Source organism: Listeria sp. Marseille-Q6474, from assembly GCF_946902005.1.
Lineage (GTDB): Bacteria > Bacillota > Bacilli > Lactobacillales > Listeriaceae > Listeria > Listeria innocua.
The window spans coordinates 525,573-538,902 of sequence record NZ_CAMPPS010000002.1; the positions used below are offsets into that span (position 1 = coordinate 525,573).

Genomic DNA, 13,330 nt, shown 5'->3' on the forward strand with positions numbered 1-13,330 from the left:
AATAAGCACGAAGGAGTCGTTGTTATGAAAAAAATTATATTATTATTAGCACTGTTTACCATAGTTCTCACTTTAGGGGCATGTGGCGATAATAAAAAAGAAACAGAAGAGAAAACAAAGCAAACCGAAAAAGAGAGTGCGACCTTTTTAAATACAATTTCCACGAAAGACTTTAAACAAAAAATGGCTGACAAAACAACCGGCTTTGTTTATGTTGGACGTCCAACTTGCGAAGACTGCCAAGCGTTCCAACCTATTTTAAAGAAAGAACTTGAAAAAAGACAACCAGATCAAAAAATGGCTTATTACAATACTGACAAAGCATCTGAAAAAAGCCGAGATGATATGATTGCTCTTTTAAAAAAGATGGACATTGATTCCGTTCCAACAATGGTATATTTAAAGGACGGTAAAGTAGCATCTACTTATGCTGCAACAGATGAACCAGCGAAGTTAACTAATTGGATGAATAAAGTGAGCGGAGAGGTTTCAGAGTAAACCTCTCTTCAATTTACATACTTTAAGTAAGCATCTATTTATGGTATTATACATATGGTAGCAAAGAATGGATGATACCTTTACCGGATCATACTAACGCTACTTACAAAAATTTGTTTTTTGCCTTGATTAATTCATTTAACAGGGACGAAAAGGAGCTAAGAAAATGAAAAAACCAGTAGACTTTTTTGCTATGAAGGAAAACGGAGAAAAAATCACGATGATTACCGCTTACGATTATCCTTCTGCTAAGAATGTAGAACAAGCAGAAGCAGATATGATTTTAGTTGGTGATTCACTTGGAATGGTAGTATTAGGCTACGATTCAACCGTACCAGTAACAATGAATGATATGATTCATCATACGAAAGCTGTGAAACGAGGGGCGCCAAATACTTTTGTTGTAACGGATATGCCTTTTATGACTTATCACGGTTCAGTAGATGAAACTATTCAAAACGCACGTAAGATTATTCAAGAGAGCGGCGCACATGCTGTAAAACTAGAAGGCGCAGGAGAAGTTGTTAACAAAATTGCTCGTTTGACAGAAGCTGGTGCACCAGTTGTCGCTCATCTTGGCTTAACGCCACAAAGTGTTGGCTTAACAGGAAGCTACAAAGTACGCGCTAAATCAGTTCAAGAAGCGCAAGAGTTGATTGACAATGCCTTAGCGGTTGAGGCAGCAGGAGCTATTGCTATTGTTCTTGAGGCAATTCCTCGTCAGCTAGCTGAAAAAGTAACTAAGGCACTTACTATTCCAACCATTGGTATTGGAGCTGGTTTAGAAACAGACGGTCAAGTACTTGTATACCACGACATAATCGGTTATGGCATCAATCGCCGAGCAAAATTTGTGAAAGCTTATGCGGATATTGACGAAACTATTGAACCAGCACTTAAAAACTATGTGAATGACGTAAAAGAACTAGCGTTTCCAGAAGTGAAACATAGCTTTACAATGGCCGAAGAAGACTTAAAAGGCCTTTATGGAAGGGAATAGTCAATGTTAATCATTCGAAATAGACAAGAACTTAAAGAAGCAATTTTAAAACAAAAAAAAGCGAATAAAACAATCGGTTTCGTGCCAACAATGGGTTTTTTACATGAAGGGCATATGACGCTTGTAAGCCATGCAAGAAAAGAAACGGATTTTGTCGTTATGAGCGTTTTTGTAAATCCAACCCAATTTGGTCCTAACGAAGACTTTGACGCCTATCCACGCGATGAAGCGCACGATGCAAAACTTGCTGAAGAAGGTGGCGTCGACATTTTATTTGTGCCGACAGTTGAGGAAATCTATCCTACTGAATTAGCAACGAAATTGCACGTCATTAAACGCGTTTCTGTCCTTGATGGTGCTGACAGGGAAGGCCATTTTGACGGTGTAGTTACAGTTTTAACGAAGCTATTTCATTTAGTAAATCCAGATAATGCTTATTTTGGTCAAAAAGATGCCCAACAAGTAGCGGTAGTTTCCGGCCTTGTAGAAGATTACTTTTTCCCGGTGAATTTGCGAATCATTCCTACAGTTAGAGAGGCTGATGGACTTGCGAAAAGTTCGCGAAATGTCTACCTCACAGAAACCGAACGTAAAGAAGCGCCAGTTATTCACGCTGCTTTACAACTTGGTCGGCAATTAATTGAATCTGGCGAGACAGATGAAGCGAAAATAGTGCAAGTTATGACAGACAAAATTAATGAGCAAACATCTCACGAGAAAATCGCCTATCTAGCGTTATATTCTTATCCTGAATTTACTCCAGTAACAGATTGGACTAAGGGCATAATTATAGCTGCGGCAGTGAAATATTCGAAAGCTCGTTTAATCGATAATGAATTAATAAATGTGAAGAGGCGGTAAAAAATGTTTAGAACTATGATGAATGGCAAAATTCACCGAGCGACTGTAACAGAAGCCAATCTGAATTATGTAGGAAGTATTACGATTGACTCTGCTATTTTAGAAGCGGTGGATATGCTTCCAAACGAAAAAGTTCAAATTGTAAATAATAATAATGGCGCAAGAATTGAAACGTATATTATCCCAGGTGAGCCAGGTAGTGGTGTGATTTGCCTAAATGGAGCTGCTGCAAGACACGTCCAAGTTGGCGATGTGGTTATTATCATGAGCTACGGGATGTTTACGGCGGAAGAAGCAAAAACACATGAACCCAAAATTGTGGTATTAGACGAAAAAAATCATATTGAAATGATTCTTCCAGAAGAAAAAGCGCATACGACTTTATAAGCAATTCGGGAGCTTGAGCGGATTTCTGCTCAAGCTACTCGTTTGTTTGAAACGTTATTTTTGAATAAAAGTAGTGAAGGAAAGAGGTGGAGCAAATGAAAAAGAAGCGTTATATTGTCGTTGATTTAGAAACAACAGGAAACCAAGCTTCACGAGAAGACCGCATTATTCAATTCGCTGCATGTTTTGTTGAATCTGGAAAACGCCTGGAAACATACTCCACTTTTTTAAATCCAGAAAAGCCAATTCCTGCTTTTATTCAAGAGTTAACGGGGATTTCTCCAAAAGATGTGAAGAATGCTCCACTATTTGAAGATGTGGCGCCAATTATTGCTAGCTTGTTAGAAGATACTATTTTCGTAGCGCATAATGTCTCGTTTGATTGGACTTTTTTAGAACGAGAAATGACACGTGCTGGAATTTCATTAGGCAAAATGAAAAAGCTAGATACTGTTGAACTTGCTCGTATTATGTATCCTGGGATTGATAGCTATAAATTACAAGACTTATCAGATGAATTTGGTCTAGGGCATGACAAACCACACCGCGCAGATAGTGATGCAGAAGTAACCGCAGATTTACTTTTATTGTTATTAGACAAACTCGAAAATTTACCACTTCCGATTATTCGGCAAATGGCAACTATTTCAGGGAGCCTAAAAAGTTACTTACCAGAGCTTTTGTTTGAAATAGAAATGAAAAAAGAACGAGAAAATAAACCACTTGATCCAGCTTTTACCGAACATCGTGGTCTAGTAATTCGAAAAAAAGAGGTCAAAAAACCAACCTATAGTCGAGCAGATTTGCTTGAATTTCCTGAGACTGATGAAGCGAAAATGGCGTTATTTAAAAAAGCAGGAGCCCCACTTTATGCAAGAAGTGGTCAGTTTGAAATGATGAATCTAGTTTTCCAAGCCATGAAATCAGGAAAACATGCACTAATTGAGGCAGGAACAGGTATTGGGAAGTCATTGGGCTATTTTTTACCAGCTATTTATCAAGCTAAACAAGCTGAATTACCTGTTGTAATAAGTACATATACGAATCTACTTCAAGCCCAATTATTTGAAAAAGACGTACCACTTTTAACGAAACTAACTGGTTTTGAAGTAAAAGCGAGTTTACTTAAAGGTCGGGATCACTATTTGAACTTATTTAAATTCGAACAATTGCTTCAAGAAGTCGACCCGCAATACGATGTCGTTGTAACCAAACTAAAACTACTCGTTTGGCTAACGGAAACTACAACCGGTGATATTGATGAAGTCAATTTATCGAGTGGCGGGGAGCTATTTTGGAACCGTATGAAGCATACTGGGTGGTTTTTATCTGAAAAGCATGATCCGTGGTTGGCACATGATTTTTATAAATTCAACATCGAACAGGCGAGAAATGCTGATTTAGTTATTGTGAATCACGCGCTTCTTTTAAGCGACCATTTTTCTGGAAGACAGACATTGCCAAAATATGCGTTTGCGGTCATTGATGAGGCCCACCATTTCGCTGATAGCGCTAGAACACAAGGTAGTTTTATTCTTTCCTATCGTAAACTTAAATATTTTTTAAATCAGCTTGGTTCTCTTGAAAAATATTCATTACTCACAAGGCTAGCAATGGCTTTTCCAGAAGCGGATAGTTTATATGACTTAGATATTGCTGCGATGAAGTTAGGCGAGGCAGTAGAAGAATTTTTCACCCTCCTAAAAATGCAACTGAATTACGCACGTAAAAACTTACAAGAAGTTGTTTTAGTTGAAAATAGTGAAAAAGACGCTTGGAATGACGCGATATATTATGCAGCTGAAAAAGTACTTCGCTTACTTCAAGAATCAGAAAAAAATATGGAAACTTTACTCGCGCAAGGTAAACGAGAAGAAAATGAACTAGCTGAAGCCGAGAGCGCTTTTTTAGAAGAAATGTATGCCTTTTTACTTGATTGGAAAAATATTGTTAAACAACTAGAGCAAATGCTTCATAAAAAATCACCTATTCTAACTATCTATTTGCAAGCAGATAAAAACCATTCTATCTCTAGTATTCGTCTGAAAGCGGTACTTATGGAAGTCGAACCAACGCTTGGCAAAGAATTTTTTGCTAAAAAAGAAAGTGTCATTATGACTTCAGCAACCCTTACTGTAAATGGAAAATTTGACTATTTGCGAAAAAGTCTTGGCTTAGAAAAGGAACAGCTAGTTGAAAAACGTATTCCATCGCCATTTGATTATAAAGAAAATGCGCGTGTGATGATACCTGATGATATGCCGCCAATTAAAGATACACCTATTGAACGTTATACGGCGGAACTAGCTAAATATATTCGTCATATAGCTGTGAAAACAAACGGGCGGATGTTAGTTCTTTTTACGGCCTCAGAAATGTTGCAAAAAACGTATTATCATATGAAAAATGAGAAATCATTAGAAGAATATGTGGTTCTCGCGCAAGGGGTTTCAGCGGGAAGTGCCGCACGTTTAACCAAGCAGTTCCAAATGTTTGATAAAGCAATTTTACTTGGGACAACGAGTTTTTGGGAAGGGATTGACATTCCAGGAGAAGATTTATCATGTCTTGTGATTGTTAGGCTTCCGTTTGCGCCGATGGATGATCCCTACACGAAAGCGCAAATTGCTCTTCGAAAAGAGCGCGGTGAAAATGCATTTCAAACCTATTCCTTACCAGAAGCCGTTTTGCGTTTTAAACAAGGGTTTGGTAGGTTAATTAGACGCGAATCGGACCGCGGCATTGTTTTTGTGTTTGATAATCGGGTCGATACTACGAGATTTGGAAAAACCTTTTTGGAGTCTATTCCTAGCGCACCAATTTTAAAAGGAAATCAAGCTGATTTACTGGAAGAAGTTAGTGAATTCTTTAAGGAAGGTTAAATTTTTCCTAATATGACTTCAAATCTATGGCTGCTATTGCTATAATGTATCTATGCGAAAATGAAAATGCATATCGCCGGGCAATTTTCCGGTAATTTAGAAATAGAAATGAGCGAGATTATTTTGCGAAATAGAAAACCAAACCGTAAGATTGGCAAATGGATAGCGATTATTCTCGGCATAATTATTGTGCTTATCGTGGCGGCTTTTCTGTACTTTAGACAGGCAGAAAAACCAGTAACCAACGCAGAAACAGAAGCTTTAGACCGAATAAGTGGCCAAGTTGATTTAAAGACCACAGATAAATTTTATTTATACAATGGTCCGAAAGAAGTTTATTATGTCTTAACTGGCAAAAACAGTAAAGATAAGAAAATCATTGTCTGGGTTCCAAAGAAAAAATCCGACAAAGTATATGTTAAATTCGCATCTGATGGTATTACAGAAAGTCAAGCACGCGACAAAGTAGTAAAAGAAAAGAATCCAGCAAAAATTTTGCATGTCACTTTAGGCATGGAAAAAGAAACACCTATTTGGGAAGTAGCGTATCTAGACAAAAACGACAAGCTAAATTACTTTGACATTAACTTTGAAACAGGTGAATGGTACAGAGAAATTGAGAATTTGTAATTAAACTGGAGGAGGGAATAAAATGGACTTACCGTTGTCAGAACGTGTCAAAGGAGTTGCCCCGTCGCCAACACTCGCGATTACGGCAAAAGCAAAACAAATGAAACAAGAAGGAATTGATGTTATCGGATTAGGTGCTGGGGAACCAGATTTTAATACCCCGCAAAATATTATCGATGCAGCTATCGAGTCCATGAATAAGGGATTCACAAAATATACTCCTTCAAGCGGAATACTCGAACTTAAACAAGCAATTGTGGATAAGCTCAAAAAAGACCAGTCATTAACCTATGAAACCAATCAGATTTTTGTAGGTACAGGGGCAAAACATGTATTATATTCTGCGTTTCAAACGATTTTGGATCCTGGCGATGAAGTCATTATTCCCGTTCCATACTGGGTTACTTACCCAGAACAAGTAAAATTAGCTGGCGGAGTTCCGGTATTTGTCGAAACTGGCTTTGATGCAGATTTCAAAATATCAGCAACTGATTTTGAACATGCTATCACTGAAAAAACAAAAGCAATTGTGTTGAATTCGCCCAACAATCCGTCTGGCATGTGTTATACAAAAGACGAATTAGCTGCAATTGGCGCAGTTGCTGAAAAACATCAGATTTACATTTTATCTGATGAAATCTATGAGAAATTATACTACGGAAACAAAGCGGATTTAGTTTCTATCGCTAGCTTGAGTGACCGTTTATATGATTTAACTATCGTAATTAATGGTGTATCCAAAGCTTATTCCATGACTGGATGGCGGATTGGTTACGCAGCTGCAAATAAAGAAATTATCGCTGGGATGAGTAAACTTGCGGACCATTTAACAAGTAACCCCACTGCGAATGCTCAGTATGCAGCGCTGGAAGCTTATGTTGGTAGTCAAGAAGTTCCAGAAAAAATGTACAAAGCTTTTGAAGAGAGAATGGAACGCTTTTATCCAGAACTAAGTAGTATTCCAGGATTTAAACCCAAAAAACCAGATGGCGCTTTTTATTTCTTTATTGAAGTAAAAGAAGCGGCACATAAAAAAGGTTTTCAGGATGTAGATGCCTTTGTAGCAGCTCTTTTAGAAGAAGCGAAAGTCGCAGTCATTCCAGGATCAGGATTCGGAATGCCCGATTATATACGCCTTTCTTATGCAACAAATCCAGACTTATTCCAAGAAGCTATAAATCGAATCAAAAGTTTTATGAAATAGGGAGTGTAGACAAGTGAAAATTACAATCAATCAAGCATCCGAATTTGTCGGAAAAGAAGTAACTATTGGAGCATGGCTTGCGAATAAGCGTTCAAGTGGGAAAATTGCTTTCTTACAATTACGTGATGGAACAGGATTTATGCAAGGGGTTGTCGTAAAAGCAGAAGTTGGCGACGATATGTTTGCCACTGCCAAAGCTTTAACACAAGAAACAAGCTTATTTGTAACAGGTACAATTAATGAAGATACACGTTCCCCATTTGGTTATGAAATGGCTGTATCTGGCGTAGAAGTAATTAGCGAATCGCATGACTATCCGATTACACCGAAAGAACACGGCACGGAATTTTTAATGGATCACCGTCATTTATGGTTACGTTCTAATCGTCAACACGCTATCATGAAAATCCGTAATGAAATTATCCGCGCTAGTTATGAATTTTTCAATAAAGAAGGATTCTTAAAAATAGATCCACCTATCTTAACTGGTAGTGCACCAGAAGGAACAACCGAACTATTCCATACGAAATATTTTGATGAAGATGCCTTTCTTTCTCAAAGTGGACAATTATATATGGAAGCAGCAGCAATGGCTTTCGGAAAAGTATTCTCATTCGGCCCGACTTTCCGTGCTGAAAAATCAAAAACACGTCGTCATTTAATTGAATTCTGGATGATTGAACCAGAGATGGCATTTTACAAGTTAGAAGATAGCTTACAAGTTCAAGAAAACTATGTGGCTTTCCTTGTAAAAGCAGTACTTGATAACTGTCGCTTGGAACTGGATCGCCTTGGACGTGATGTTAGTCATTTGGAAAAAATGGTTGCACCGTTCCCGCGTATTACTTATACAGAAGCAATTGAACGTTTACACGAATTAGGCTTTGATGACATTGTTTGGGGAGATGATTTCGGGGCACCGCATGAAACAGCGATTGCGGATAGCTTCGAAAAACCAGTGTTTATTACACATTATCCAAAAGCAATTAAACCATTTTATATGCCAGAAGATCCAGAAAACGATCAAGTTGTTTTATGTGCCGATATGATTGCTCCAGAAGGATACGGAGAAATTATTGGTGGATCTGAACGTATTCATGATTTAGAAACACTACAAGCTAGAATGGAAGATTTCGATTTAGACCAAGAAGCATATAGCTGGTATCTTGATTTAGCTCGTTACGGTTCTGTACCACATTCTGGTTTTGGACTTGGTTTAGAGCGTACGGTAGCTTGGATTTCCGGAACAGAACATGTTCGCGAAACAATTCCATTCCCACGCTTACTTAACCGTTTATATCCTTAAGAAAAAGTGAAGCCATCTATTGGCTTCACTTTTTTATTTCTACCGAGTAAAAAACAGCTTTTCCAATTGATTTAGTGATTTTCTCATTACTTTTATATTTTTCCCTTGAAAACCATGTTATAATTTTGGAGTGAGGTGTTTAAAATGGATCATAAAATGCTTGGGAAATGGATGGCTGAAGGGCAAGTAACTTTGCCGCAAGTATTAGTAAAAAACTATGCAGCAATTGGCCTAAATGAAAATGAATTAGTACTTTTACTTCAAATACAATCATTTGCAGCAGAAGCAGAATTTTTTCCTTCGATGGAGATGTTAACAGATAGAACAACACTTCGACTGGAAGATACTATTAAAACAATGGATTCACTGCTTAAAAAAGGCGTGGTTGCTATTGAACAAAGTAAAGATAATTCACTAATGATTTCTGAACAATATAATTTAGAACCGCTTTGGGGCAAATTAGTCGCATTTTACGAAAATATCGAAGCGGATAATAGACAAGATCAGGAAGTGGAGCAACAAACGAATTTGTACAGTTTATTCGAAGCGGAATTCGGCAGACCACTTTCACCAATGGAAGCAGAAATGTTATCTGCATGGGTTGACCAAGATAGAACGAGCCCTGATTTAATCAAGGAGGCCCTTAAAGAAGCAGTTATTTCACAAAAATTAAATTTCCGCTATATTGATAGGATATTACTTAATTGGTCGAAACAAGGCGTTAAGACAACAGAAGATGCCAAACGAGTAGCAGAAGAATTTCATCAAAACGGCCGAACTAGCCAAACGATTAATCAAAGCGAAGTCAAAAAAAGTGCAGGGTCGATTCCATTATACGACTGGCTCGAAAAAAGAAAAGGGTGACGTAAACAAATTGTTATCAAATAAACAAACCGTATTATGCATAGAAGAAATGGCGAAAATGTTTCCAGCAGCACATTGCGAACTAATCCATAAAAATACGTTTGAGTTACTGGTTGCAGTTGTATTATCCGCCCAGTGTACAGATGTTTTAGTCAATCGAGTGACAGCTTCACTTTTTGAAAAATATCACCGACCAGAAGATTATTTAGCTGTACCATTAGAAGAATTAATGGATGATATTCGTTCGATAGGTTTATACCGAAATAAAGCAAAAAATATTCAAGGCTTATCTGCAAAAATACTCGCTGAATTTAACGGAGAAGTTCCTCGGACACATGCGGAACTAGAAAGCTTACCAGGTGTTGGTAGAAAAACAGCCAATGTTGTTTTATCAGTTGGCTTTGGCATCCCAGCAATCGCAGTTGATACGCATGTAGAGCGAATTAGTAAACGCCTTGGTATTTGTAGATGGAAAGATTCTGTTGTAGAAGTAGAAGAAACACTTAAACGAAAACTTCCAAAAGAACTATGGTCGGATGCGCACCATTACATGATTTTTTTCGGAAGATACCATTGTAAAGCAAGAAATCCAGAATGTCCGACATGCCCTTTACTTTATTTATGTAGAGAAGGAAAAAAACAAGCGAAAGTGAGGGGATTTGATGGCTGAATTTAAATATGCAGTAGAATTAACCCATCCAGACTTTCCAGCGCCGGATGTAATTGCAGAAGAATATGATCCTGAATCAATTTACGTAAGTGGCTTACCATTTTGGCAAGAACAACAATTTTTCACAAAAGGAGAAGGAGTCATTCCTTGGAAAAATGAAACGGACCGAGCTTGCCGTAAATTAGCAAAACATATGACTAATTTAGCAGAAAGTATGGAAGCTGATTTAAAAGTGCATCAAAAACCATCTCCGGTTATTGTAAGAGATGCGCTTGGTATTTTTCTATCTATTTTGTTTTGGAGTAATCATCGGCCAGTTCAATTAGATAATTTAACAGAGCAAATTAAAACGCTTGAGACGAAGCCACTTAATTTGGAGGAACGACTAGAATACGTGTTAAAACGCGGTAATACTTTCTTAGGATTTCGTCAGTTAAATGAATTAGTATTAGAACAGCGGAAATTAATTGCTAAAAGATAATAAAAAGCGAGGAAGAGATTACTCTTCCTCGTTTTTTGTTATTCAATTAACTATCTGGAATTCTAACTGTAGTGGAGGCGGCAGGACTTCGCTTGCCATCTTTTACGGCGACGACATTTATTGATACAGTATCGCCAGGGTTACCACCACTTACAGATACAGAAGTGGAAGAGACGGTTGTGGTCGAACCATTGACATTTACTTCATAGGTTGCGCCATTTACCGGAGACCAAGAAACATTAACCTGTTTAGAATTAGCATCATAACTTGCTCTTAGGCCGGCAGGGGCAGTAAGATTTTTGGCTTCTTCTTCAGCCTTTTTCTTAGCCTCTTCCTCTGCTTTTTTCTTAGCTTCTTCTTCTTTCTTTTTCTCTTCTTCTGTTTTCTTCTTCTCTTCTTCGGCTTTTTTCTTCGCTTCTTCTTCCGCTTTTTTCTTCTCATCTTCTGGTGTCGAAGCGGTTTTAGTTGGTGCCGTACCTGACAAGAATAATTCGTAGCTTACTTTATCGCTTGCCGTACCTTCTGCGGCACGAGCGATTGGGTTGCTACCTTTTAAAATTGGAACGGATACAACGTTACTTGGCATTTTGAAATCTGCTGTTGTTTTATTGGCAGATACATGAGCCATAAGTTTACTAAACATGCGTTGTGCAATCTTTTGTTCACTCGCTGATACATATTTTTTCTTATCGTCATAGCCTGTCCAGACGGCGATAGAATAATTGGTTGTATAGCCAGCAAACCATGAATCACGGGCAGCACCACTAGGGTAGTAGTACTTCGAAGTGAATTCAGGTGGAATATTTGTTGTACCTGTTTTACCAGCGGCAGGAACTCCTGGTACAGCTGCTGTCGTACCTGTTCCGACAGAAAGTACATCTTTTAGAACATCAGAAACCATATAAGCAGTAGATTCTTTCATTGCTACTGTGCTACTTGGTTCTGTATCGATTTCAGTTTGTCCGTCAGATAAGACGATTTTTGTTACTGTATGAGGTTTATTGTAAATTCCTTTATTACCAAAGGCAGCATAAGCTCCAGCCATTTGCATTGGATTAGAACTGTTTGCACCGATAGCATTGGATTCTACATTTTGTCCTTTATCATAGGTGATACCAAGTTTATTAACAAACTGCTCGGATTTATCAAGTCCAACTGCTTGTAATGTTTTAAGTGCTGGAATGTTTCTTGAATCATAAAGCGCTTGTCGTACGGAAATTGGTCCTTTATACCCGAAGTCCCAGTTATTAATAGGGGTTCCGCCAGTATACGTATAAGGTTCATCTTCTAAAATATGAGCAGTTGACCAATCTAAATATTCAAAAGCAGGACCATAATCGGCAATAGGTTTCATCGTGGAACCTACCGAACGTTTTACTTGAGTGGCATAGTTATATCCACGAGTTACTTTTTGGTTACGTCCGCCACCAATTGCTTGGACGCGACCGGTCTTAGTATCTTGAAGAACAATTCCGGCTTGCATTTCATCATCCGTGAAATTAACAACTTTGTTTGTATTTAGCATTTTCTCTGTATATTCTTGTGCGTCACGATCAAGTGCCGTATAAATCGTTAAGCCATCACGATAGACATCATATTCTTTAGGAATTTCACTCAATACTTGTGTTACGTAAGAATCGTATTTATAAATTTTGTCTTCACGATCTTTTTTCGAGCGAAGTCCAGTTGTAATTGGTGATTTTTGTGCTGTAGTCATTTCTTCTTTAGAAATCTTATCATGCGTGTACATGTTGGTTAAAACTTGATCACGACGTTTTTTAGCTGCTTCTGGGTGATCGTATGGATTGTAATTGTTGGGACTTTGAGGCATCCCAGCAAGAAGTGCAGTTTCGGCTAATGTAAGATCTTTTACATTTTTACCAAAGTAATGTTCGGCAGCTGTTTGCATACCGTGCACGCGGTCAGACATATAGACTTTATTGACATAAATTTCAAGAATGTCGTTTTTGCTATATTTTTCTTCTAATTGAAGTGCTAACCATGCTTCTTGTGCTTTTCTTGCAAGTGTCTTATTCGTATAATCTAAATAAGACATTTTAATGATTTGTTGGGATAAAGTACTAGCACCTTCTGCACCAAAGCCGTCAGTTACGTTGGCTACAACAGCCCCGCCAAGACGGATAGGGTCAATCCCATCATGTTCGTAAAAACGCGCATCTTCTGTTGTTAGAATGGCGTTTTTAAGTGTTTCAGGTATATCTTTGTATTCAATATATTCCCGCCGTTCGGTTCCAACTTCTGCGAAAACCTTGCCATCCTTATCAAGTAACTTGGATGAAAGTGGATCACGCAGTTTGGAGTCGGTCAGTTTAGGTGCATCTTTTGCATAATCATAAAAAATAGTTGCACCAGCCGCAATACCAAAGAAAGTTAAAAATAACCCTACAAAGAAAATCGTTTTGAAAATATTAACTACTACACGTTTTCCTCGTTTTTGTTGGGCTTTTTTAGAGCTACCCTTTGGTTTTTTGCGATACTGAGATCTTGTCTGCGGTTTATCTGCCATTAAAAATCTCTCTCCTTTAA

General features: G+C 38.0%; 11 protein-coding genes and 1 pseudogene. 11 read left to right on the forward strand and 1 reads right to left on the reverse strand.

Annotated features, from left to right (window positions below):
• Positions 1 to 24: 24 nt before the first annotated feature.
• From OC533_RS13405 to OC533_RS13455, 11 genes and pseudogenes are all read left to right on the forward strand, one after another.
• Positions 25 to 498 carry a thioredoxin family protein gene (locus OC533_RS13405; protein ID WP_003763083.1) on the forward strand — a complete coding sequence of 158 codons (474 nt, stop codon included), beginning with the start codon at positions 25 to 27 and terminating at the stop codon, positions 496 to 498.
• 166 nt (positions 499 to 664) lie between these two features.
• Entirely contained in the window at positions 665 to 1,498 is an 834-nt protein-coding gene (gene panB / locus OC533_RS13410) for a 3-methyl-2-oxobutanoate hydroxymethyltransferase (RefSeq protein WP_003763081.1), read from the forward strand.
• Between the two features lie 3 nt (positions 1,499 to 1,501).
• Positions 1,502 to 2,359: a pantoate--beta-alanine ligase gene (panC, locus tag OC533_RS13415; RefSeq protein ID WP_187126735.1), complete on the forward strand. Its 858-nt coding sequence runs from the start codon at positions 1,502 to 1,504 to the stop codon at positions 2,357 to 2,359.
• Positions 2,360 to 2,362: 3 nt separating this feature from the next.
• Complete coding sequence (gene panD / locus OC533_RS13420) at positions 2,363 to 2,746, forward strand: aspartate 1-decarboxylase (protein WP_003728013.1); 384 nt, start codon at positions 2,363 to 2,365, stop codon at positions 2,744 to 2,746.
• Positions 2,747 to 2,841: 95 nt separating this feature from the next.
• Positions 2,842 to 5,628 (forward strand): ATP-dependent DNA helicase DinG, encoded by a 2,787-nt coding sequence (gene dinG, locus OC533_RS13425; protein WP_194323703.1) that lies wholly within the window; start codon positions 2,842 to 2,844, stop codon positions 5,626 to 5,628.
• A gap of 44 nt (positions 5,629 to 5,672) precedes the next feature.
• Positions 5,673 to 6,258: pseudogene (locus OC533_RS13430) on the forward strand (DUF5590 domain-containing protein).
• 22 nt (positions 6,259 to 6,280) lie between these two features.
• Entirely contained in the window at positions 6,281 to 7,462 is a 1,182-nt protein-coding gene (locus OC533_RS13435; protein ID WP_194323705.1) for a pyridoxal phosphate-dependent aminotransferase, read from the forward strand.
• Positions 7,463 to 7,475: 13 nt separating this feature from the next.
• Complete coding sequence (asnS, locus tag OC533_RS13440) at positions 7,476 to 8,768, forward strand: asparagine--tRNA ligase (protein WP_003763069.1); 1,293 nt, start codon at positions 7,476 to 7,478, stop codon at positions 8,766 to 8,768.
• A 144-nt stretch (positions 8,769 to 8,912) separates the two neighbouring features.
• On the forward strand, positions 8,913 to 9,632 hold the full coding sequence (locus tag OC533_RS13445; RefSeq protein ID WP_033532911.1) for a DnaD domain-containing protein: 720 nt from the start codon (positions 8,913 to 8,915) through the stop codon (positions 9,630 to 9,632).
• A 10-nt stretch (positions 9,633 to 9,642) separates the two neighbouring features.
• Positions 9,643 to 10,302, forward strand: a complete 660-nt coding sequence (gene nth, locus OC533_RS13450) for an endonuclease III (RefSeq protein WP_003767529.1) — start codon at positions 9,643 to 9,645, stop codon at positions 10,300 to 10,302.
• Positions 10,295 to 10,783, forward strand: a complete 489-nt coding sequence (locus tag OC533_RS13455; RefSeq protein WP_003769392.1) for a YpoC family protein — start codon at positions 10,295 to 10,297, stop codon at positions 10,781 to 10,783. The genes nth and OC533_RS13455 overlap by 8 nt, the downstream gene beginning before the upstream one ends.
• Positions 10,784 to 10,829: 46 nt before the next feature.
• Here OC533_RS13455 and OC533_RS13460 read toward each other — a convergent pair whose 3' ends face one another.
• Positions 10,830 to 13,310, reverse strand: a complete 2,481-nt coding sequence (locus OC533_RS13460) for a penicillin-binding protein 1A (protein WP_194323707.1) — start codon at positions 13,308 to 13,310, stop codon at positions 10,830 to 10,832.
• Between the last annotated feature and the right edge of the window lie 20 nt (positions 13,311 to 13,330).

Bases quoted from the DNA above. Each gene is read 5' to 3' on its own strand.
- OC533_RS13405 (WP_003763083.1), top strand. From the start codon at position 25: ATGAAAAAAATTATATTATTATTAGCACTGTTTACCATAGTTCTCACT.
- panB (WP_003763081.1), top strand. From the start codon at position 665: ATGAAAAAACCAGTAGACTTTTTTGCTATGAAGGAAAACGGAGAAAAA.
- panC (WP_187126735.1), top strand. From the start codon at position 1,502: ATGTTAATCATTCGAAATAGACAAGAACTTAAAGAAGCAATTTTAAAA.
- panD (WP_003728013.1), top strand. From the start codon at position 2,363: ATGTTTAGAACTATGATGAATGGCAAAATTCACCGAGCGACTGTAACA.
- dinG (WP_194323703.1), top strand. From the start codon at position 2,842: ATGAAAAAGAAGCGTTATATTGTCGTTGATTTAGAAACAACAGGAAAC.
- OC533_RS13435 (WP_194323705.1), top strand. From the start codon at position 6,281: ATGGACTTACCGTTGTCAGAACGTGTCAAAGGAGTTGCCCCGTCGCCA.
- OC533_RS13445 (WP_033532911.1), top strand. From the start codon at position 8,913: ATGGATCATAAAATGCTTGGGAAATGGATGGCTGAAGGGCAAGTAACT.
- OC533_RS13455 (WP_003769392.1), top strand. From the start codon at position 10,295: ATGGCTGAATTTAAATATGCAGTAGAATTAACCCATCCAGACTTTCCA.
- OC533_RS13460 (WP_194323707.1), bottom strand. From the start codon at position 13,310: ATGGCAGATAAACCGCAGACAAGATCTCAGTATCGCAAAAAACCAAAG.